We start from the raw sequence: 23,292 nt of genomic DNA, 5'->3' as shown, positions 1-23,292 counted from the left end.
AGTATCTCCTTAGTCCTTTGATAATATTTTATTAAGCTGGTAGGCTAATTTTTCTGCTATTGCTTTTGCCATTATCGGCGGCACCGCATTTCCTACCTGCTGATATTGTTTATCTTTTGATCCACAAAAAACGAAACTATCCGGAAAAGTCTGTAAACGAGCTGCTTCTCTTATACTCACTGCTCTGTCTTTAGTAGGATGCACCCACATTGATTTACGTACATTAACAACTGTACCGGACGGCTCATCATATTTTAAACGAAGGTAGATCGTGTTCTGTGTTCTCGTAACATCCGTATAGGTGTTTGTTTTCATTTCTTCGGATAAAGAATGAAAATTTTGTCCTTGTTCTAACGCTTTAAAACGCTCCATAGCTGTTGGTGTTGTTTTCGTTATAATATGATTATACAATATCTTAGAATCTCGAAGAGTCTGAGCCAAATCACTTAAATCCGTTTTATCTTGTAGCTTTATGCCATTATTATCATCGGATACATTATAGATTGGCTCAACATCTTCTAAATCTTGGATAGCGTCTGCAACCGTCCTATATGGACCGTCTTTATATTTTCCTTCTGGAAATTTAACCTCATTTGCAATATCTTTACGGATACCCATTACAACAAAACGCATTCTTTTTTGCGGAGCTCCAAATTGAGTTGCAGAAAGAACATCTGCCGAAATTGCATATCCGTCGTCATCATTGGTCCCCTTTAGCTTTGCCTTTAAATAATCAAAAACTGCATATGAACGTATATTAGCTATCAGTCCTTTATTGTCGGTATAGCTATCGACCACAATATCGTTTTCATATATCTCCTGTGCCTTACTTATCATCCTTTGGTACATAATTGCTGGCTCTATTAATTCCTTGATTTGAGATTCTTCTATTTTCCCGGCGTAATAATCTAGTATTGCATTAAACGCAATCATATCAGCGTTGAGAATGAAATCATTTTCATTTCGTTTGTTGTGCTTCTCTGATATTTTTATCAAACGATGTTTATGCTTATCCAATACACCTTTAAATTTTGTTACATTCTTAGATGCTTTATAAATAATGTTCAATTCGAGGTAATCAAAATCATCCCATTTATATTGAGCAATTTCTTGTTCAGACTGCACAATATTAATCGCTCCATTAAACATAAACTCAGCATCTAGTAAGGCCAATTCCGTATTAGCAGTTTCAATCACATTGCTTTCTACTAATTCTATGTCATCCTCACATAGGTAAAATCTATGAACATCCGACCTAAGCATACTCACATTTTCCATTACAAATGCCTTAGGTTTTAGTTCTAAGATTGCTCTAATATACTGTTTCACCAGGGAATTATTCTGGCTAATTGCATGATTTTTTTGCCTATTTGCATTAGAAAACCCCTGACAAGGTGGTCCTCCGATCACAACATCAATATCGCCATATTTTTCTTTTATTTCTTTATAATTAGCATCTCTAACATCGCCAAATACAGCTACTCCCGGATGATTTTTCTTATATGTTTCCTGCATTGCAGGATTAAATTCATATGCAACTTTTATATCAAATTTCTTTGTTTGCATAAATCCCAGGCTCAATCCACCGGCACCCGCAAACAAATCTATTGTTTTAAACATCGTTCCTCCTTCTTACGCTTCAATATTAAAGCCTTCTTCGGAGGCTTTGTGTAGCAATTCAAGTAATCGCTTGCTTTGATATGTATTTGGTATTTTTACAGGCATTTTACATGCCGTAGCTAATGCAGATACATCTGTCGGTGTGACCATATGATTTCTAACAACAAACTCTGATAGTCGCATCCACATTTCTACAGGATAATTAACCACCTCTGACTGTGCTTGGATTTCATTTACAAACTTCTGCTCCTTCTTAGCAGATTTCTGTGCCGCTTTCTGTTCATCGATAGTAATTAAACAATTCTCAATACCTGCAGGAATATCTATATGTATCTTCTTCACATCTTCCCAACAATCATTTCTCTTACACCACTGAGTAACGTTTGCGACTTTTCTTGACGAATCAGTTATTCGTAGAAGGACCAACTCTGCCAATGCTATTAAAACTGTACCCACTTGTTCAGGCACACTCTGCCTATTCCATATCAACATCAAATCAAGTTCTTGTCCTTGATATTGGCTATGTAACAATCTTCTAAATTGTGCCAATGTGTAATATATGATATTTGCACGGTATCCACCCTCGTACCAAGGCTGTTTTGGTATAGTCTTCTCTAAATATTGGAACAAAAGAATCAAGGCTGCAGTAGTTTGGAAATATCTCTCATTAAACTGTTCCTCATTTGCATTCCATTGCTCATCAATGTACTCTGCAAACGAATTAAAATTGGTCTGCGCACCTTTACTCACAATCTGAGGAAATCCTCTCCATGTATTTTGGACCTTCGCAAGATCTGTTTTCTTAATCACCTTATTTTTAGGGTGTTGAAACTCAAATTGTTTTTTCTTTGCAGGTGTCAATCGCATCTGTTCTTGCAGATATTGTCCTCTTGCTCTTTCATAAAACCATTTTGTTTCATACTGTTTGCCTTCAGATGCCGGAGCAAATAAGTGTCTTGATATTTGCTCCATGCGACGATGAAATGGATGAGATGCAAAAAAGTCTGCATCACTAACCTTATTCTGACTGTTCGAAGATCTAGAAATATTCTTGATCAACTCGTCTGATTCTTCTGGTGTTGATTCATCAATTGAAGTCAATTTCATTTGCACGAAAATAGATGACAAATCTGCTTTATCTTTATATCTTGCATTTGAAATCGACGCCGTTGTCTGTCCACCATTAATAATCTGAAAGTCTCTAACAAAGGTGATAAATCTACCGTGGTTAGTATCTTCTATCTCAACGTTCATTGCAGTTACTGAAATTCCATTATTAAATGCAAAAAACATCTTTGGATTATTCAGGATAGTTCCTCTTATTTTCTTATTGACTGCTACTTTAGTAGATAAGAATGACCTGACATTTCCCTCTAAAAGTTTACTACCATACTTATCGTATATATCAGCCAAAACAGTTCCAGGAATTACTCCCAGATAGCTACTGTACTGTTCTGTAGACGCAGAACTAGCCTCTATACATGGAATACCTTCTCCACAATACTCCTTAAAGTCAATCTCAATAATTTGACGGCTTTGTTCTGAACAGCAGACTCTGAATAAACGATCGATATCCCAAATCTGACCTTCTACAGGAATTGAGTTATAATCATCAATTTTTACTTCTTTTATTGCAGTACTCATATCTGCATCAGTAAATACAATAAAACGATATTTACGAATTATCTCTTTGTTACATCTTAATAGATCAACTAAATCTGCACATGGCGTACTCATCTCTATTTCTCGGTATAGATTAGTCGTCAAAGCTACATCAAGAAATTTCATGAGTAGGCCAAAATCCTTTTCTGCAGCTGATCCGGTAAGTCGACGTTCCAATTCATTACCATCAAAATTCGCGACAATTAGATTCATTGTACTATCGAACTCGTCATATACATATCCATCTATCCTATAATTACTACGACCGCTTTTTCCTTTAAAAAAAGAAGGTGTAAAATCGGATAATACCTCTGCATCAATTAAATACTGTGCCATGTTATCTACAAAGGATGCACATGACCCTTCTCCAGTAACAGATGCTGCGGTTTTTACACTTTCTAAAAACTCTTTTTTAAATTCCGTAGAATCCATGCTAATAACCTTCTATTTTTGTTACTTCTTCCAGCTATCTATGCTAGGTATAGCTATTTGATAGATAGTATTTGTTATTTCTATTGGAATATCAACTCTTCGTATCCTCGGAAATGATTCATTTATAGTATATGTTTGTGTTGAAGACATACTAAAATGCTGTTTATCATATTCTTTCATATCAATATAACCACCGGCGCCGAGTTTCAAGATAAGCTCATCAGGATTTTCACCATGTCGTGAAATAAACTCTATCACTTCCTGAACCAATCCATACAAGGTGAATGATCCTGACTGATCCGGTGCACATTTATCAATGCGATAAATAACTAATTCCCCTTTGTCAGCTCTGTCTAATTGTTCAACAGAAGAAATTGATATTTCAGAAGAAGAAGCTCCGGTAGATTTAATCTCATACCAACAATCTGCATAAACAAAATCTTGATCTGCTCCTTCTGGACCAACCCATCCTGCTAAAGCATCCGATGGTAACATTCCATTCTCTATTTTTTCTTTTAAGAATAGTAACTCTCCAATGAGACCTTTTTGTCTGTTACTGCCTAGAATCGCGTTACTTTTATGATCCAATAACCTTAACCACGCATTATATCTACTCAATACTTTCAGCAAAGCTACATCGTCATTTTCCACATTGGAATATTCTATAATATCTCCTGCCATTGTTATGAAAACATCTTCCTGTTTTTTATCCATCAGCGTAAAGGAAATCGCATATTTGCCGTCCTTCCTCTGGTTGCATGTAGCATCGATACATTTTGACGAATCTATTTTTTTAATAGCTTTTTTGCTCACTATCACAACAGATTTATGCTCTGGCGTTGCATATCGAACATACCATTCAAGAGGATGCTCTACAGACAATTTCAATGCTCCACCAGAATAGTAATTAATAGTATTCCATTTTTCTCTTAATTCGTTTTCTTTCTCACTCATTCCATATCCTCCTCGTCATCATAATTGTCATAAACGTCCACCCAATTTCTCAACTCAATTTTATTAACTTTATAATTTGCAGTTTCAGTGGAGCCATTAGTTTTAGGAAAACCAACTCCTAACGCAAATAAAAATTCAGGCAAATCTTTATTCTCGGACTTTGAATAATCAGCTTGTATTATATGTAGCATTAAAATTGGATTTCTATCGGCGATCAGATACGCTTTGTCCGGAATATTTTTCTTATTCTCATTTCCAGGTATAGATCTATATGCTTTTTCTGCATCTTGAATCTCTTCTTTGGATAATCCAATTCGTGTACACCCACCAGCTCCAACACGCAACTTAGTGCCACTTACACTAATCATTTTTTTATCAGCTAAAATTTTTCTTTTTTCTGTTCCTTCAATCTCTAGCATTTCATCACCACACTGCAACGGTTCATTGAACGGAATACCTGATCCTGTTTTTATTAAAACTACATCCCATCCATTGCACCAATCATGGCTCTCTATAAATTCCGCAAGTGCTCTACCATTAAAACTCAAATGCCATGGATTTGTCTCGAATTCCCGTAACAATTGAGCTACATTATCACCAGGAACATTATTCCAATAATAATGGCCCTTCGTACGTTCTTCATCAAAAAATCTGTCCCCAATACTATTCAACGAATTCACAAAATTCTTGAATGCAATCTCATTTGAATCCAATATTTCTTTTGATGATTTTAATCTAGGTGTCTCAAGTAAATTCCCAGACACTGTAATAGGAAATCGCAAATCATTTGCTTCACGCATCTTGTTTCGCGCAGTCACAATTAATGAACCAGGATCTTGTCGAACTTTCAGACCGAAATCTCTAGGAGTTTGATTTGCATTTCTCATTTTTGAAATTTCTTCCTTAAGTTCAGCTGTAGCTCTAGTAATTTGTCCATACCAATCGATAGCCTCTGGTGTCATCCATACCTTTGCAACATCTTCATAATTTGTTCTATATCCAAACCAACGTCCCATCTGTAACAAAGTATCGTACATCTTTGTATTGCGATGAAAATATGTTACGCCAAGGCCCTCTAAGGTCAAACCTCTTGACAAACTATTTCCACCTACAGCAATTACACGCAAACCATCATTCTTATGATTAAAATAATCTAAACTTGCTGCACCAGTTTTCATATTCACTGCACGAACTTCAATAGGAGAAATCGCCTTGTGCAAATAATTTTTTAGCAAGTCTTCCCATTCTATTCCAACTTTCCCACTCAAATGATATTTGTCCCAAACAACATGCATCGCTTTTATATTTTTTATTTTCTCACTTTCAGAAAGTGATAGTTTAGCGTAATTTCGAACATCCGATTTCACCTGATCTAACCAAACATTCAACAATTCTTGTATCTGATTTTGAACATTTGTATAAAGGCTTATATGTACCATCATAGACCTATGTTCTGTAAGGTCACCTCTATAGTCACGAATTGCATTTAATAACAAGAAATAATATGTAGCTTCATATAAATCCTCAGGTAAACCTTCTACCTCAAAGTCTTTTTTATGTTTTGAAGGAAAGTACGCTTCTAACTCCTCTATATCAATCTCCTGAACCATGTCATCATTATCAGAATTTTCTCCAAATATGCTATCAGCCCCAATATAATTAGTTGGAGCAGACAGTGCATAGATAAAATCAGCTGGAAAGAGATCAGCATCTTTTTCCGGATCGATAAATATATTTGCAAAAGGAGTCGCAGTAATACCTAGATAAGTAGTTTTACTGAATAGATTCAATAAACGTCTAATACAGTCATTAATTGCTGCAGGCTTAGAATCTTCATCTTTTGTATTAACTGATGCATTATCAGCCTCATCATCAATTAGCATGAGAGGAAGATCAATCTTTCCGGCAGCATTTTGGGTGTTATTATCTGATAGCCACTTGATCAAATTATTTAAAATTCTTTTATTCTTCTTCACCACTAAAATAACAGGACAATTAACGTTTTCGATGCCCAAATTATTATTTCTAAGAATACCGCTATCAAAATCTTTGGTCACGGAAGTAAATGCAACAATTTTTTTATCATTTTCAATTCTACCTACACCGACTCCCTGATTCTTTATACCCTGTTCGGCTTTAGGATCCAGAAAATATTCGCTCATTCTTCCAGTACATTCGGCATCCAATCTTTCTTGTGTTTGCTTACGCAAATTCTCCTGCATACCAGCTAAAACAATAATAATTCGATAACCCGTATCCGCTGCTTTATTACAAATGGCTGTGTAGTTAGCAGTTTTCCCTGACTGCACATCTCCGATCACCAGACCTTTTATTGCAAAATGATCTTCTGACGGATCACCACATAAATCTAATATTTCATCAGAAACTTTTCCAAGATTTGTTGTAAGTCTCGGATTCCAATGTTTAAATTTTTCCAGATATACCTTATACCTATTCCAAAAGAAGAAGTCGAAGTCAGCTCTCTTTGAAGGTAACCATGATTGATGTCCATTGTTACGATCGTCAATATATACACCAATATCCATCCGAATTACTAATTTTTCCTTGATTCTAGAAATTATCTTTTCAAATTCATCATCAGAAACCGGGTACTTAGGCGCCATATAATTTCTTATCGAAGTGACTTCCTCTAAAAATTTTTCCTCAGTAGGTGTCTCTTCCTTATAATTATTGTAAACATCTGTCAAAATTAAATCTTGTAATGGTTTAACATTTGGATTAATCATTCTTCAAAATATCCTCTTTGATTTTTTCTACTATACCATGATGTGCCGAATATGGTTCAATACAAGTAATAGTATCAAGTAGATTACATTTTTCTTGTTTGTCAACACACATCGTAATTATTTCCTGTAGTGATTTTACTATTTCTACATCTGACTGTTCATTATCGTTAGTTATTTGCTCATCATTATTCAGATCCACATATAATTGATTAAGCGGTAAACCCTTCTCAATTTGTTGTAACAAAGCATTTAGAGAAACTTCTATATTAGGATTTGCTTTTATCATTTGTTGCACAATCGGATGTTTACGATTAACTTCATAATAAAATCCGCCATGTCTATTTTTCATGCGATTCCACACATGAGTTTCGGTATCACTTACCTCTTTTTTTCCTCTAAAGGTCCAAGTTCTTTTACTCCTCTCAGCAATTTGATTAATTATTACCTCCAAGTTCTTTTTAACTTCTGCTGGAGGTGATGCGGATGATTTCTTTATGTCTAAAGTCCACAGATGATCTAACGTGTTTGGAATATCAACACGAATTCTGGCAAGTTTTGATAAATCTCCTTGCCGCATCATTCTAAACCAAGTACCCCAAACTAACAATCTTTTGTTTCTATATATATAAAACCCCTGTTGTTTCCGTAGTCCATCTTTACCCCCGAGTAATTTTATTTCTGCAGATGACAGATTAGATATGTGAGGAAGAACATAAGGTCGAATTAATATCTTATTTCCATGAATAACTAAAGTTTCATCATCCATAACTTGAACACTTTTCTCAGATAAAAATGGGTCTATTCCTTTGATATTTTCGCCATTAATTGAAATTTTAAGTTTTGTGATACCTGATTCACCTGCTAAGTAACGGTGGTAGACAAGAGAAAGATGATCTCTGACACGGTCAATATTTCGACCTAAAGATAGTTCGAAATTAAACTCTCCAGCCTTCAAACGATCTAATTTTTGCCATACAACCAATGTACCGGATTTGTTATTTTTCAATTTGTCAATTTGAGGTATACCACAAATATCTTCTTCTTCCAAAACATTTAAAGACCAATCACCGACTTCGGAAACATGATCTATATCCCATTGACGTCCAACTATATGCCTCCCTTGCTTAGAAATAACAGTAAGACATCTACATTGTGATAAAGATGCTGTTTTTAACCCTAAACCAAAACGACCTAAATCCTTTTCACCTCTCTCTTCTATTGGATTCTTACTCCCATATTGCATAGCAACATCAATTTCTTCTTCTGTCATTCCCTTGCCATTATCAAGAATTGTAATATATGCATCATCTATTGGAAAAAAATTAATAATAACATCTTTTGCATTTGCTGCAATACTGTTATCAATAATATCAGCCACTGCTGTCTCAAGTGAATATCCAATTGCTCTAGTTGACTCTATTAAAGTAGGGGCATAGGGTGGTAAATTTTTTGTTCTCATTTTTAATCCCTTTATCAATCATTCTTATAGATAACTTTTTATCAATTATCTGCGTTGTCGTCTAATAAAAATCTTGAATAACCAATGATATTTAGTTATCTCAAATCAAAAAGTAAAGATCACTCATAAGTAAATCTATTTTAACATCTATAGTTTTATCTCGCCTTACTACTGATGTTGAACTAATAGCAACTTTCTTCTTAAGATCAGTTATATTTGTACCTATGTTACCATTGTTATTTTAGATGATGTTACCAATGAAAAAGTTTCAGATTTAATCCATTTTACTCTTTATATTTTTCTTAGCATTCTTTAATAAAATTTGTTTGCAGAGTTCAAGGCTCTAATGGAGCTTTGAAGCGTCTAGCCTAGAAATGTAAAAGTGAAATATTTAGATGCGCTTTATCTTCAAAGATATATAGTCACAAGGAACTTTTGTTGACTATTGAATATCTTCCATCGCTTCTTTCACATATCCTTCGACATCTTCAATCTCTACAAATAGCGGGTCTAGGTGACATAAGAAGTGCCAATCTTCAGTGTTGCGTTTTCTGTAGACAATTGCTTCGCCGTCTTCACTTCCAAAAAAGCTTCTATCGACTTCGTATTCTTTGCTTTCTAAGAAAGATTTTGCCTGACGATACTTGGATTCTCTGGCTTCGACATAAGCTTTTACTTCATCGTTATTCACGACATAGGCATCTACTTTTGTAGCGCCTTCGATTACTTTATCGTTTTTAAGGGACAGATTCGAAATTTCTTTCCAAATAATATCCACATTTTCTTCAGGGTCAAACGAAAATCTAGATAAAGGAACAATATTTCCATTGAAGACAATTTCCATATAATCCGGCAAGTGTTTAGGATTAACATACTCTACTTCAAAACCATCTTCATTTTCTAGAGTATATCCAGGGATTTGAGCTACAAATTCTCGTCCTTCTTCTAAAGCCTCAAATACGGCTAAATCCTTTGAATAATTGTTTTGGTACAATTCTAATAGATACATCATTAATCCTTCCAATATTTGAAAAACCAACCGATATTTAAGCGACTTACAACCTAATTATCTATCCTTAGTATACACATATATTTCATAACGAAGATATTTAACTGTAGTTTATCCAGGATCTACATTTATGGAAGTTAATTTGTAACCATCCTCATTGTATAAAAACTCTAATTGTAGGGTTAAATCTACTAATTCAGAATTAGAGGTCATCTGATATTCAACAGCAAAACCAGTTTGATCATTAAATTTATAAACTTGTAGTTGAGAATACTCATAATTCGGATGGAAATTACATTCTACACCATATTCATCAATTTTATCAAAATCATTTAATTGTAACGAATCGTAAATATATTCTAGTAACTCTCTTACATCATCAACTTCTGAACCATCAACACAATCCATAATCTCACTATAGCTATTTAGATGAATTGCTCTTAAAATCTTTTTAAGTACTTCAATTACTTTTTCTTCATTTTGGTAGTTTTCTTTGTACTCAAAATTATCGAATATTCCCATGATAATACTTCCTTTTCTAAAATTTAAAATGTTGTTTCCTTACTAATTCTATTACTAGCCAATATCGTATAAATTAAATAACCAATAAAAATAACATAGCAGCCAGTCTTACAACTTACTACTTTTCATATGATAATTTACAAATGTTTTTCCAGCCACTCGATCTTTTTAAAATCCTTATTGTTATTTTGTTCATTTCGATAGGAGTCTTGAGAAGAAGCTTTGTAAATACTTAGATACTGCTCCAGACTTGGAAGACGAAAAGTGATGTCTTCAATGTGAATAAGCTCTATATCCGTTTTCGAAACTCCTGCAAAATCAGGTAAGGAATCGATACTTCCAAATTCAACACTCACTCGATCCTTTTGGAATTCATGCTCATGAATATCTATTAAGACGTAGCCTAAGTCTTTCATCACTTTCATTATCTTTTCCCAGTCATAAATTCTGAGATGGTCAGGTGCTTCCCAACCTCTAGGGTCACCAGGTACATGAATGTCAATGTCAGACGGCCCCCAATTTTCTTTCGTTCTAAATTCCAATCCCAAAGACCCCATCAGTGTCGGTGTAATTCCGACTCGATTTAAATGGAAACAAATGATCTTAAATTCTTCAAATAAGAGACTCATGTTTACTCTAAGCCTTTCATATAAATGTTCGTTTACAGTTTAGTTACCTAAATCAAGAATTAGATAATGTAAACTAGTCAATTTTCTCTATGATATTTCCAAATTTATCCAATACAAGACATGAATGATCATTTAGTGGAATTATGGGAACATCAACAAGTTCTTCAGCTCTATCCTTATTAGCTTTATCATTCCATGAATCATAATGGACACTAATTAAAAACTGACTAAAGACTCCTAATCCATTTTTTATCTTTATCTGATGATCTGAATTATCATTAGGTGAGACATAAACTTTTTCTCCTAATAATAGGGCTCCTGCAGAAAAACCTATAACTTTCGCACCTTTATTAATCATATGATCGATATAATTTTTGAACTGCTGATTGACGTAAGTAGCTAAATACTTTTCCGTATTTCCACCACCGATAATAATTAGATCAGCATCTAAATAGCTATCAAAATCAATCTGCTCAGTGTCCAAAAGTAAGTAATCAGTGTTTAGATTAGGAAATTGACTTTGGAAAACTTCCGTGTACTTTTTCATATACGGTTCCCAATTTTCTCGATAAACTGTAAAAATGACAATTCTTTCAATCTTCCTTGATGAAACAATTTTATTAACAATCGTATGGTTCTTTATCGGCGGATTTCCACCCATCAAAAAAATTTGTTCGTCCAATCTTTCACACTTTCTAAAGGTACATAAATTTTGACCACGTTCTGAAATTATAATTTCTTCTTAAAATGAATAATTCTATTTGCCTCCTGAAATCCAATATTGAGATGAAATCTTATAGAATCCGTATTCGTTAAAGTACAGTCACTTGCAAATTCCTTGCATCCTTTATTTTTCGCCCATTCCTCACATTTTGTACAGAGATTTTTAGCAATATCCTTTAAACGATATTCCTCGTCGACAATAATCCCTTCTAAGAATCCAACAGGACTATATTTACAACCTTCAACATAATCAAATCTGAGTGAACATAGTGCTAGACCTACAATTGTGTCACCTTCAACTTCAGTAAAGATTGCAGTATTTTTGCCATTCGTATATTTTTTCACTTCATCAATAGCTTCTTTATCGGTCAATTGGGGCCATAATTGTTTCATTAGTTTAGCCGTTTTTATAGAATCTTTTGTTATTCCATCCATATTGATGTTCCTCCGCAAATTACATGCAAATATTTCGAATCATGCTGTTACTTTGTTACTCATTGATTGATACCAATACCATCCCCTTCTACTTTTCGATGTCTCAGATCGGACAAGCAGTGGTACGGTCTCAGCATGAAACGAGTGAACACTAATTATGCCAGGTAGTCTTGTCTGTTCTATAAACTTTTTAACGATAGCATAAGGTTATCGTTAAATGGTATTACCTAGAGAAACTGAGATTTTATTATTTCTTTTTCTTTGGTTTTGGTGCAGGTAACTCATCATACATTGAATTAAATAAGCCGGTCAAATATTCTTTGTTTCAACATCATCTACCAATAGCATTTCCTTTGCACCTTCATACGGCAATTCGTATTCTACATTCGGCATATACGCTATTGCAGATTTGACAGGCTTCACTAAAAATCTATCATCATAAATTCCACCTATGATTTTCCCACGGTAATAAATTATATACTCACCCATCATTGCTCTATATGATATTTCTTCCAACTCGGACAATTGTTCTAAAATGAAATCTAAATATTCTTTGCTTGAAGCCATTTTTGCTATCTCCCTTAATTACTAAAATTTCAATAGTCCATTTTCATCAAATTGAAAATTGGTTCCCCAAGAAACTTCCCAATAATATCCATATAAATCCGAAAAATATGCGTGATATCCACCCCAGAAAAGTCCCTGTGGCTCTTTTACAAATTTTCCACCTGCTTTTCATTACTAATTCTATTACTCGCCAATATAGTATAAATCAAATAACCAATAAAAATGATAATAAAAATAACATTAATTTTTAACACAAAGTAGAGATTTAACAAATTTGCAAACGCATGAAATAATATACAGTATCCCACAGATTTCGTTTGACGATAAAGAAGCCCTAAAACAAAACTTAAAAATAATGTATATATAAAAAATAAAATAAAAGGAAATCCTTGATGACTTTCTCCAACTATAAACCATAAAGGCAGATGCCAAATTCCCCAGATTGAACCTACAATCAAATTAGATTGCCAATAGGTATATTTTTTATCAAGTAACGGCTGTAATATTCCTCTCCATCCTAATTCTTCATGTCCACCACCAAAAAAAATTAGTTGTATAAAGAATAATGGCATCAGATAAATTGATACTTCATTTAATTCTAAGGAAGATACAGAAAATAGTATCAAAATTGCTAACAAATGAATAATGAAATAAATACTACTATTTTCTTTCTTACTAAATAGAAAATGTTGAAATTTTATATTATTCCTTTTCAAATAAAAGCCACTTGCAATAGCTGGACCAAGTGCACCTACTATATGTAACATTCTCCCTATAAATGTTTCTAATCCCAAAATATGAGATTGAGTAAAGATGGCAAGAATCCCCCAAGCTATATAAGTAATTCCAAATGTAAAACAAAGATAATTTTTAAAATTCTTTTTGTCAATTTCTGTCATTTTATCGCCCTTATCTTGATTATTTTATGAATAACATTTTTACTGCTTCTTAGTTGCTCTCGATTATAACTACCTATATTCTATCACAAAAACACAAAAAAAGCCTTACAATCAAGGCTTTTCATTATTGATTCGTACCAAGCTTTCTAGGCTTTTACCAACAAGCTCACGCACTCAACGTGCGTTGAGAGTACACTTTGTATCTTCCTACTATAATAATGGTTGTTTATTATTTTTGAGTTGATAGATTGAATAGGTTTGTGAGAACAAATCACTCAACCGTCACTTCTCTTTTGCTTAAATTTGAAAAGATAGCTACTTGCCTGTTTCAATCCATCAAGTTCATCAAATTTATGACGACTTATTTCTTTGGTATCACGATTGACTAAAACGACCTCGTAAGAGTCACGGTTATCTGACATAGAATTATATTCATTAATCGACATTTCAAATTCTGTAATTGATGATTTTACCTCAAAGTACATATTCCCATTCTCTGGGTCATGAACCCACATATCACAAACAATTCCGTTTGGTGGCTGCTTATTACGATCTGAAGATTTACTAGAATATTTCGAATTCCAAATTACATTAAGTTTTTGATTCTGAGTCAATTCAGCGTAAGCAATTTGTTCTGCTGTTTCACCAGCATCATCATTTGCGGAGTTTCTATTATCATAATCTCGTTTACTTCTTTCTCCATTTCGTGTGTTCTTACCTTTCCTACTAACACTATTCGATGGTTCAAGAATGGTTTGAACAGTTGATGTTCCTTCAATAGAGATGCCAGATTTTTCTCCGTTCAAATCAACTTCATTTTCTTTAGTAAAGAATTTCAGTATATCTTCTCTTAAATTGGACGGAATACCAAAATACAGTAAGGAAGAAACTTTTTGATGACCTCTAATATAATAATCAAAATCATCTTTTGTGATGCCTGCCTCCGTGACTAACTCTTCGACATTATTATCATACAAGCCATCAATGTCAATCTTATCATTAATTGACACACTTAGCTCTGGAAAGCTCTTCTCGCTTTCTTTCTCAATGTCAACATGAACTGAATTTGGAATTTCAGAAATCTCAAATTGATAATCATTGTATCTAACAATTTTTTCTAGGAATGTTTCTTTAAGTTTTTCATCATTGTTCTTATTTGCGTCGCTAAATAAACTCTGGCGGTAATGTTCCGCTTTCTTATCTAGATAAGATCTTAATTTCAGTTTCCAAAATTTACGAATATCCAAATGAATCAATTCTGACAATCCGTTCAAATCCTCAATATCTTTTGAAATGCTTTCTAGTGCTATCGCTAACAATTGATACTCTTCTTCTTTTAATGCATATGAATAGTCAATTTCAAAAATACCAGGATATTCCTCTTCGTTTAGTCCATTTAATAACAAAAATTCATTAACTTTTTTACTTAAAGCATTTTTGCTAAACAATAGCTCAAACGATTCATTCCACCTATCTACACCGAATTCTTCAGTTATTTTTCTTTGTTTATGTTCCGTATCTCGGGAAATTAACAGTTCAATCAAATTCAAATCTAAGCTTAGATTTAACACCTGCTTGAATATGTCTACGATTGCTGAAGAAAATGTATCAATTAAACGTAATTGACTAATTTCAATATGGTTAGCAGGTAATTTTAAGTAGAATGTTTCTTCACTTTCCACAAAATAATAATCTTCCAAAAAGATTGACTGACCATCTTCCTCATCTTTAGCAGTTATTTTACTGCATGGAATAATCTGAATACGTTTTAATGAACTAACATTTTTACTATTGTCATCTATCGTAGATAATACCGCGGTTTTAATATCATCAATCTCTTTTTTGAAATCCTCAGAATAATCCTCCAATAGATCAAATGCTTTCAATTTTAAATTTGTTTTGAAGCGTTCAACCCCAAGCCATTCATATATCGTAGTAGTACTAGCTTTTTCAGGCACGTAAATAAAACGCATTTGTTTTTCTATTGATTTAGGCAGTCGCTTATCAGCATACCTTAATTCTTTATTTGGATAAAATAATCCATCTTTGGCTAAGACTGATAAGCCTTCGGTAGAATAAGTAGGTCTCATTCCCTTTTTATTTCTGATAAGTTCATTATACAATCTACGGCTAATTTCACCTTTATCGAATTTTGGTAATTCGACTAATATAGATTTTATCTCATTATCCGAAAACATCGCCATATTTTTTTTGAAATCCAACTGTTCAACAATGCGTTGCCCTAAGAGTTCCATTAAGCTTTGTTCAGAAACTCCATACAATCCCGGAACGTGTGCCTTAAGCTTTTCATATAGCACAATTTGTCTGGGACTATATTTCTCTCCGTCAATTTCAATCCATGGTGTTTTATTCAAAATGTATTTCACATACTCATTTGAATAAAAGTAAAATCCGTTCCAGTTTGATTGCTGACTTGCACTTGATTCTTTTTTTACCGAAGATAATAAATCTGTCAATTCTTCGTCTTGATTGAGCCAATTGACAATGTCTTTCGTATCTAATTTGTCTATTAATTCTTCAAAATTACTGATGTCCTTAGACGTTAAATAATTAATATTCGTAAATTTTATTTCATTCTTATATTTGTTAGAAATAAAATTTTTAAATCCAACATCATTTTTTAAAGAATCGTTATCATAAATCTTAGGATATTTGGAAACACCACATCGAAGAATAAATGACAGAAAATCTCTCTCCTCAGCAAAACTAGAGCAATCTATTTTTTTCAATGCCGTGTAATCTGTATCTTGAAAAAGCTTATCTCCTAATTCATTGCCATACTCTTTTCCAATATACATTTTATTGGAAGGTTGAACGTCTCCAGCAACGTTTGGAAGATTAAACGGAACTTTAGACAGCTCACTTCCAGCTGATAGTTTTTCATTGTAGTTATCATAAAACCAATTAATGAAACTGATAGATTTTTCAACAGTGTCAATTTGTCGATTAATCGTTCCAATGATCAAATCTGAACTGCTTTGCTCAGTGAATTCAATTGCAAGATACTTTTCACTGAATGCATCTAGAATACGTTTATCTCCTGTACGTTCAGCTTTGTATGCATTAGCTGTTTCTTCCCATTTATTTTGCCAACTTGATGAAGTCTTAATCTGATAAATTAACTCATCAACATATGTTTGATTCAAAATGCTTAAACTAACCCAAGAAGACAGCTCTTTTGGAAGCACAGTAACACCTGTATCGGTCGGTAAGAATACCTTATCTGATTTCATCAACCAATTGTCACTATTGTCCTTTAATAGCTTAGGGACAATCGGAGAACTTTTATATTGCTCACTCCACCATAAGAACACTTTTGTCCTTATTCTATTTTCCCAAGAAGATGAAAGAATGTTGATTTTATCAAATAGTTCATCTACATCAAACGACAGGCCAGTGTATTCATTATAATTAGCAAGTTCTTGTACTAGTTGGTTATTTTCGTTTGTTTCTAATAATTGCAACAAGGTGGAAAATGTCTCACCTGTTAGCTCCTCTGGGAATTCTTGAAGGAAAAGCTTGGGATTATCTTTGATAGAAATATATTGCCAATTTACAGTCGGTAGTATTTGGGCATTAGATAAATTACCCAGGAATTCGTTCTTTAAGTCAAATACATCTATGTCCCATAGTTTATTCTCTTTAAAAGGAGTTACCATTTTTAATGCTATATCTTCATATTCAGGCTTAGATAATTCTTCAGCTACTTCAGATATAAATTTGAACACTTCAATAAATATTTTCTTATTTATTTGTTCGCTATCATCCGGGACATCGTCACGTGAATTATTAGTTATAAACGGTGCATTTATAAGTGCATGAATTGGAGTACCAAAGTTACGTATTGGAAAGTAGCAATATAGTTTTTCTTTGGAGTAATCGTAATCAGAATCTTTAGAAACGGCTACTGCAATTTTAGCAACTTTATCCCCTATCCTAGATTCTTTATCGAAAACAAAATATTCTTCAGACTGTGCTTGACCTGTGACATCACTTTTTTCTATCAGCACGTCATGCCCATCGACAATTTTCTCTGATATTTTTTCATCATCAGATGTCTCAATAACTATTTTTGTTATATTGGGTAAAAATAACAAAGACTTATAAAATGGTTGCTGAAGTTGTTTAGCGACACTCGTGCCTTTACTTAAATTAGTTTCTTTTAGCTTTACTCTGATTAACGTATCAAAATCAGAATCAACTTTGTTTATTGGTTGAGGACAGTTCATTATCGGAAAACATAGATCGTAATCTTCTTTTTTCCAATTTTTCTGCTGTTCAAAAATTAGTTCACTGAATTTGTCTGACTCTCTAGATACATATTGTTCAAACAGACGTTTCGTGAATTCTTCACTAAATCGAATAGCAAATTCTCCCGAATACAATTCAACCCACTCAGCATCGTTTAGCAAAGAACGGAAACCAGTCCCTTTATTTCCAATATTTTGTGAAGATTTGTTGCTTGCTCTTCCTAAGCACAGTCTTTCAATTGTATCTTTTGAAAATGACGTACCTGTATTTCCAACTTCCAAAATATTATTTTTATAGGTTATCCGAACTTTCACTTCATCATTACTGGAGTCGTTTTCTGATTTTATATCTCCATAGGCATCGTCTACATTCTGTAATAACTCTAAAATCTGACGCCCATTATAATCACGCATCAATTCATATTCTTCGCTACAGGCCTTTTCAAGTTCATTATTCAACTCAGAATCCGTATATTTACGAATAAAAATATCCCTTAATTCATCAATCGTATTCCATTTGCTCACAGAACCTCGCCTCCAGCCTATTTTTTACATAATATATTATATCATAAATCATTTTATGAAATCCAATCAATAAAGACGTTAATATGGCTACCCACATTAACGTCTAGTTATATCTATTCAAATTAAATTTCAACAGTCACTCTCACCCCACTTTTGAAATCAACAACAATGTTCTTTTCAAAAATGGTGACCTTAGCTTTGTCTTCTTTGAGGAAATGCTGCGATAGCCGAAGCGAGATTGATTGTCCGGCAGCCTGTCCAACATATCGTTTATTCCCACCTATCAAAACGTAAACAGCTGGATAATTTGCGAAATCCTGTTCTTTTGAATATGGAAGGTCACTTCGACTCATCGAAACCAAAATTGCAGGCTACGTTCAAAATATGAAATACTGTCTTTCTGTGTATCCGAAAAAATAAAAATCTGCTTCATGATCATGTCTCCCTTGAAAGTTCGATAATATATTATATCACGTAACCGTCATCAAAATCATCTAAGCTATCAACTCTACGGTGTAAAACATGTCAACTCAAGGCTTGAAAGCATTTCTATCAAGTCTACGGTTAACCCCTAAATCGTCATTTTAGACTAAAAAAGAGCAACCTAGGAATTACCCTAAGTTGCTCAAAACCTTATTATATCAACGTTCCACGCGAGTGAGCAGACCTACACACTCAGCGGTTCGCTGTTGCAGTATCGTTTCGTCGTAAACTCCTTACTCTACGACAGCTATCGCATGGGCGGAACATCTCCTTCTACTACGCTGATGCCTCAGCTCGTACAAGCAGTGATACCGCCTCAACATGATGCGTCTGCGGAAACAAATCCACCGGCTGGACTTTCTTCAATTCATAGCCCAACTCTTGATAGAGTTTGATATCACGCGCCATTGTTGCGACATTACAGGAGATATAGGCGATGCGATCAGCTCCTGTTTGGGCACTTGCTTTGATGAAGCTTTCGGTCAAGCCCTTGCGTGGTGGGTCGACTAGGATGGCGGTTGGTTGGATCCCCTCCTTGAGCCAATTTTTCATGGCATTTTCAGCTGTGTCACAGACATAGTGGGCATTGGTGATGCCATTTATGCTAGCGTTCTTCTGGCTATTTTCTACTGCTTCGGGGATGACTTCGACACCATAAACTTCCTTAACATGCTTAGCGACAGACAATCCAATAGTTCCGATTCCTGAGTAGGCATCGATCACCACATCGTCTTCTCTTAACTCCGCAAAATCAATAGCTGTCTGATAAAGCTTCTCTGCCATTTCTGTATTGACCTGATAAAAGGCGGGACCTGAGATTTGGAAATCATTTCCCAACATTTGGTCCGTAATGTAATCTTGACCATAGAGAACCCGCCATTCTTTCCCAAAAATGGCATTAGTATTCTGGTCATTGATATTTTGCATGACAGACACAATCTCTGGGAACTGCTTGATGACTTGTTCAATCAACTGTTCCACACGGAAAATTTTAGGACGAGTTGTCACCAAAATAACCATAATCTGACCTGAATGATGGCCACGACGAACAACAAGATTACGAATCAAGCCAGACTGTTCCTTCTCATCATAGGGTTTTAAGTCATAACGACGGAGCAAATCTCGTAAAGCCACAATAACTTGGTCAATCACTGGATCTTGGATATAAAAATCTTCTAGTGGCATCAGATCATGAGAATTCTTACGGAAGAAACCAGTCTCCAGAACACCATTAACGCGACGAACAGGAACCTGAGCCTTGTTACGATACTTGACAGGATTCTCCATTCCAAGAGTATCTGCGACCTCTATATCCATGATTCCAGCAATCTTATATAGGCTATCTTTTACTTGCTTGGTTTTAAATTTTAGTTGCTCTGGATAAGCAAGATGTCCTAAGTCGGCAATGCCTGAACGTAGGTAAGCCAAATCTAAGTCTTGGTTACGATGTGCAGACTGTGTAAGGTATTCCTCAACCTTACCAAAGCCAATCTTCTTGTTGACTTTAAGGACACGCATAAGGATTTTTTCAGTTGGAAGAGCATTCTCTACAAAAAAGACCAAGCCATCTACCTTGGCAACACCTGCTCCTTCATGGGTCAAATCGACAATCTCAACTTCTGCAATATCATTTTTCTTTAACATAATTTTCACTTTCTATAAGCCGACAAAAAAAGACGGCAACAATCCTGTTACCATCTATTATACCATGAATTGACCTAAGCACCAAAACTCTTGAAGAAATCAAGGATAGCTTGCCAAATTGAGCTAAGGATGTTTCCACCGTCTTGAATAGCTTTATTGGCATCAAAGTTTAGGTCGATATTGCTGAAACTATCACCTGCTTGCGCAACAATGCTTTGTTTCAAATCTTTTAGAGTCTTAGTAAAGTCTTCGTTATTAAGTATATCGCTCTTTGAAAGATTGAAGGCAAAGTTGATGATGACATTGACTTGGTTGCCTGTAACAACTTGATCCAGTTTATAGTTCTTCAAAGTATCTTCAACAATCTTACGAACATCATCTTCTGTAAGTTCACCCTTAGACTCTTTAGCCTTAGCGACTGCAGCCTTGATATCAGCAAGGGCTACGTTCAGTTTATTGGCATCAAAGCCTGATTTGTCCTTGTTTTCATCGTTAATGTCTGACAAGGCCTTGAGCTCTTCCTGAGCCAAGTCTTTATTTTCCTGAGGTAACTGAACACCATTAGACTCAAGGGAATAGTAAATACCTGCTAAGGCACTTTCACCAGTAACTGGAATTGGTGCCGCAACGGTGATACGCGCGTGCTCCACACCCAAGGTAACAGCCGCATTACGGTACATATCTTGCGTTACTTTAGTGATATTTTCAGGTGTCTCAATCTTGACCTCAAGGGGAGATTTTTCTCCTAATTTTTGAATTTTTGCTGATGAATAAAGTTGAAGACTTGAATCGTTTGCGACATTCATAATTTTTGAGTAGACATCGGGTGTCATGGTCTTCAAGTCTTTAGTATCTTTAGAGGCATCATAGCCAAGTTTTTTAAGTGTTTGATTTTTTTGATCTTCTGTTAATGAAGAACCCAAGACGTACTCAGGTTGAACATAGGTTTCATCAATTACTTTTTGAACATCAGTAGCTGCCTGGGCGCTTTGCAGTGTTACAACTGCTAAAAGTACTGCAGCGCTAGTCAGAAAGAATTTCTTTCGCATGAGACGTTCCTCCTTTTCCACTCTAGCATATTAAAGTATCCTTAAAGAAAACTTATAAAAGCACCTAGAAATTCTAGATGCTTAAAATAGATTAAAAATTTTCATAATATAGAGATTTAGCTGAACCTGTCTAGAGTAATAATAGTTCCCACCATCCACATAAAGTTCTCCACCTTGAAAAATAGAAATGGGATTAATGTAGCGATAGGTTTTCCCTGTTGTATTTCCTAATGTCGGTGCAACTGTATCTCTTGAGTATTGCTTAGCCAGTGCAATCGTATTTTTCTTGCCATTTTGGGCGATAAAATCAATATAAGCAGGCCCAAAGTTATAAGCTTGAATGGCTGTCCAGACATCCACTCCTTTTTCTTGAGCTAGATAGAGATTTTCTGTCAAGGTTTGAACCCCTTGCCGAATACTACTTGCATTATCGTTTATGGTATCAGTAGAGCCACTAGCAGATTCACTTGACTGCATCACGTCTCCTTCTTTACCCTTAGTTTCTGTATAAATCATGGCGAGCACAAGCTCTTCGTTTGCTGGGGTATCTCTTTCATTCAAGATTTCGCGAACCATGGGTTGGTAGGTCATGACTTGTTTGACATCCTGACGAATCAGATAAGCTTTATATCCAGCGAAAAGGAAGACTGCTAGTACCAGCATTCTTCGTATAAATTTAAACATTATTTATTTTGTATATCCTCGATGTTTTTGATTAAGATAGAATAGGTTCCATTATCGTTTTGAATGAACTCAACCGATTCCGCATCTTGATAGACATTGTTTGGTACGATGAGTTCAATCCCGTTTGACAAGGAAAGTTTCTGATTCTCAAATCTCTTTAACTGACGACTGGCATCAATCTCATCAAACTGTACTGGCTCTGGTACTGCTTCTTTAACCTGGTCAATGAAGCTAAGTCGAGCAGTAAGATTATTGTCAAAAAGATCATTGGCTAATTTTTCTGGAGAGAGCTCATTATTCTCTTCAAGATTATTGAAAATTGCTGATTTAACTTTAGATTGGAATTGAAAATCATCTGTGTTAAAGGTTTCGGCAATCTTTTGAGCCGTTTTTTCTAGTTCCTTAATGGATTTCTTTGGTGAAATCTTTGGTTGTGCTTGAATAAGATTCTCAGAAAAATAGTTTAAAAAGGCTCCATTATACTTGATGCGTTTTTCAATCAAGTGATACTTGCGACTTTGAAGATTAACAACTAGTGCTTCATCTGCTCCAGTTCCAAACCCAGGTAAGTTATTTTGAGTCAGTTTGATTGGATTGTCAACCTCGCCACCCAAGTGTGTCAAGGTTTCACGCAATGCAATTCGTAGAAAGGCAAAGTGGTCTACTCCCTCTTTTGAAAACTGGACAAAAACCAAGTCATTAGTCTTTTGGTTTTCAGATACAGAGAATTCCTCTTTCCAGAGATTAGCAATTGTAACAGATGTTTCCATTAAATCTTCTGTGATGTGATTGAAAAAAGGATTATCCTCTTCAAAAATACCAGTTTTGGCATCATCCGAATACACACGCTCCACTTTTTTACGCAAGTATTCCTCAATTTTAGGAGTGATATTGAGAAACTTATCCGCCAAGAACAACTCTGTGTCATCTGGGCTGAACTGATGGATAATGGCTTTCTTAATATAAATATCCATAAAA

General features: G+C 34.6%; 16 protein-coding genes and 3 pseudogenes. All 19 read right to left on the bottom strand.

Going from position 1 to position 23,292, the window contains the following annotated elements:
* Window positions 1–9 precede the first annotated feature (9 nt).
* Window positions 10–1,620 carry a DNA cytosine methyltransferase gene (locus O3643_RS01490; RefSeq protein ID WP_371499335.1) on the bottom strand — a complete coding sequence of 537 codons (1,611 nt, stop codon included), beginning with the start codon at window positions 1,618–1,620 and terminating at the stop codon, window positions 10–12.
* Window positions 1,621–1,632: 12 nt separating this feature from the next.
* Window positions 1,633–3,714, bottom strand: coding sequence for an AIPR family protein (locus tag O3643_RS01485; protein ID WP_371499333.1), 2,082 nt, complete (start codon window positions 3,712–3,714; stop codon window positions 1,633–1,635).
* Between the two features lie 21 nt (window positions 3,715–3,735).
* Entirely contained in the window at window positions 3,736–4,668 is a 933-nt protein-coding gene (locus tag O3643_RS01480; RefSeq protein ID WP_371499331.1) for a PD-(D/E)XK motif protein, read from the bottom strand.
* The gene (locus O3643_RS01475; protein WP_371499329.1) at window positions 4,665–7,415 is read right to left on the bottom strand and encodes a Z1 domain-containing protein; all 2,751 of its coding nucleotides are present in this window, start codon (window positions 7,413–7,415) and stop codon (window positions 4,665–4,667) included. Before O3643_RS01475 ends, O3643_RS01480 begins: the two co-directional genes overlap by 4 nt.
* Window positions 7,408–8,874, bottom strand: a complete 1,467-nt coding sequence (locus tag O3643_RS01470) for an ATP-binding protein (RefSeq protein WP_371499327.1) — start codon at window positions 8,872–8,874, stop codon at window positions 7,408–7,410. The genes O3643_RS01475 and O3643_RS01470 overlap by 8 nt, the downstream gene beginning before the upstream one ends.
* A gap of 442 nt (window positions 8,875–9,316) precedes the next feature.
* Window positions 9,317–9,883 (bottom strand): hypothetical protein, encoded by a 567-nt coding sequence (locus tag O3643_RS01465; RefSeq protein ID WP_371499704.1) that lies wholly within the window; start codon window positions 9,881–9,883, stop codon window positions 9,317–9,319.
* Between the two features lie 111 nt (window positions 9,884–9,994).
* Window positions 9,995–10,405 carry a hypothetical protein gene (locus O3643_RS01460; RefSeq protein WP_314944080.1) on the bottom strand — a complete coding sequence of 137 codons (411 nt, stop codon included), beginning with the start codon at window positions 10,403–10,405 and terminating at the stop codon, window positions 9,995–9,997.
* A 137-nt stretch (window positions 10,406–10,542) separates the two neighbouring features.
* Entirely contained in the window at window positions 10,543–11,034 is a 492-nt protein-coding gene (locus O3643_RS01455; RefSeq protein ID WP_371499325.1) for a phosphoribosylanthranilate isomerase, read from the bottom strand.
* Window positions 11,035–11,107: 73 nt separating this feature from the next.
* Window positions 11,108–11,716: a Type 1 glutamine amidotransferase-like domain-containing protein gene (locus O3643_RS01450; RefSeq protein ID WP_371499323.1), complete on the bottom strand. Its 609-nt coding sequence runs from the start codon at window positions 11,714–11,716 to the stop codon at window positions 11,108–11,110.
* 47 nt (window positions 11,717–11,763) lie between these two features.
* Window positions 11,764–12,192: an aminoglycoside 6'-N-acetyltransferase gene (gene aac(6'), locus O3643_RS01445; protein WP_013903432.1), complete on the bottom strand. Its 429-nt coding sequence runs from the start codon at window positions 12,190–12,192 to the stop codon at window positions 11,764–11,766.
* A gap of 247 nt (window positions 12,193–12,439) precedes the next feature.
* A pseudogene (locus O3643_RS01440) lies at window positions 12,440–12,759 on the bottom strand (TfoX/Sxy family protein).
* Between the two features lie 21 nt (window positions 12,760–12,780).
* Window positions 12,781–12,921: pseudogene (locus O3643_RS01435) on the bottom strand (VOC family protein); the annotation flags it as partial.
* Window positions 12,906–13,658, bottom strand: coding sequence for a lysostaphin resistance A-like protein (locus O3643_RS01430; protein WP_371499321.1), 753 nt, complete (start codon window positions 13,656–13,658; stop codon window positions 12,906–12,908). The pseudogene O3643_RS01435 and the gene O3643_RS01430, both read right to left, overlap by 16 nt.
* Before the next feature lie 275 nt (window positions 13,659–13,933).
* The gene (locus tag O3643_RS01425; RefSeq protein WP_371499319.1) at window positions 13,934–18,454 is read right to left on the bottom strand and encodes a protein NO VEIN domain-containing protein; all 4,521 of its coding nucleotides are present in this window, start codon (window positions 18,452–18,454) and stop codon (window positions 13,934–13,936) included.
* Window positions 18,455–18,642: 188 nt separating this feature from the next.
* Window positions 18,643–18,887 (bottom strand): annotated as a pseudogene (locus O3643_RS01420) (GIY-YIG nuclease family protein); the annotation flags it as partial.
* Between the two features lie 326 nt (window positions 18,888–19,213).
* On the bottom strand, window positions 19,214–20,581 hold the full coding sequence (gene rlmD / locus O3643_RS01415) for a 23S rRNA (uracil(1939)-C(5))-methyltransferase RlmD (protein WP_371499317.1): 1,368 nt from the start codon (window positions 20,579–20,581) through the stop codon (window positions 19,214–19,216).
* A gap of 74 nt (window positions 20,582–20,655) precedes the next feature.
* The gene (locus O3643_RS01410) at window positions 20,656–21,630 is read right to left on the bottom strand and encodes a DUF1002 domain-containing protein (RefSeq protein WP_371499315.1); all 975 of its coding nucleotides are present in this window, start codon (window positions 21,628–21,630) and stop codon (window positions 20,656–20,658) included.
* 81 nt (window positions 21,631–21,711) lie between these two features.
* Entirely contained in the window at window positions 21,712–22,314 is a 603-nt protein-coding gene (locus tag O3643_RS01405) for a lysozyme family protein (RefSeq protein ID WP_371499314.1), read from the bottom strand.
* The gene (locus tag O3643_RS01400; protein ID WP_006148471.1) at window positions 22,314–23,288 is read right to left on the bottom strand and encodes a nucleoid-associated protein; all 975 of its coding nucleotides are present in this window, start codon (window positions 23,286–23,288) and stop codon (window positions 22,314–22,316) included. Before O3643_RS01400 ends, O3643_RS01405 begins: the two co-directional genes overlap by 1 nt.
* Between the last annotated feature and the right edge of the window lie 4 nt (window positions 23,289–23,292).

This window comes from Streptococcus sp. 20925_1_44 (assembly GCF_041432435.1).
Lineage (GTDB): Bacteria > Bacillota > Bacilli > Lactobacillales > Streptococcaceae > Streptococcus > Streptococcus infantis.
The sequence above is the reverse complement of the archived record's forward strand: the minus strand, read 5'-3'. Positions and strand labels throughout refer to the sequence as shown.

Bases quoted from the DNA above. Each gene is read 5' to 3' on its own strand.
- O3643_RS01490 (WP_371499335.1), bottom strand. From the start codon at position 1,620: ATGTTTAAAACAATAGATTTGTTTGCGGGTGCCGGTGGATTGAGCCTG.
- O3643_RS01485 (WP_371499333.1), bottom strand. From the start codon at position 3,714: ATGGATTCTACGGAATTTAAAAAAGAGTTTTTAGAAAGTGTAAAAACC.
- O3643_RS01480 (WP_371499331.1), bottom strand. From the start codon at position 4,668: ATGAGTGAGAAAGAAAACGAATTAAGAGAAAAATGGAATACTATTAAT.
- O3643_RS01475 (WP_371499329.1), bottom strand. From the start codon at position 7,415: ATGATTAATCCAAATGTTAAACCATTACAAGATTTAATTTTGACAGAT.
- O3643_RS01470 (WP_371499327.1), bottom strand. From the start codon at position 8,874: ATGAGAACAAAAAATTTACCACCCTATGCCCCTACTTTAATAGAGTCA.
- O3643_RS01465 (WP_371499704.1), bottom strand. From the start codon at position 9,883: ATGTATCTATTAGAATTGTACCAAAACAATTATTCAAAGGATTTAGCC.
- O3643_RS01460 (WP_314944080.1), bottom strand. From the start codon at position 10,405: ATGGGAATATTCGATAATTTTGAGTACAAAGAAAACTACCAAAATGAA.
- O3643_RS01455 (WP_371499325.1), bottom strand. From the start codon at position 11,034: ATGAGTCTCTTATTTGAAGAATTTAAGATCATTTGTTTCCATTTAAAT.
- O3643_RS01430 (WP_371499321.1), bottom strand. From the start codon at position 13,658: ATGACAGAAATTGACAAAAAGAATTTTAAAAATTATCTTTGTTTTACA.
- rlmD (WP_371499317.1), bottom strand. From the start codon at position 20,581: ATGTTAAAGAAAAATGATATTGCAGAAGTTGAGATTGTCGATTTGACC.
- O3643_RS01410 (WP_371499315.1), bottom strand. From the start codon at position 21,630: ATGCGAAAGAAATTCTTTCTGACTAGCGCTGCAGTACTTTTAGCAGTT.
- O3643_RS01405 (WP_371499314.1), bottom strand. From the start codon at position 22,314: ATGTTTAAATTTATACGAAGAATGCTGGTACTAGCAGTCTTCCTTTTC.
- O3643_RS01400 (WP_006148471.1), bottom strand. From the start codon at position 23,288: ATGGATATTTATATTAAGAAAGCCATTATCCATCAGTTCAGCCCAGAT.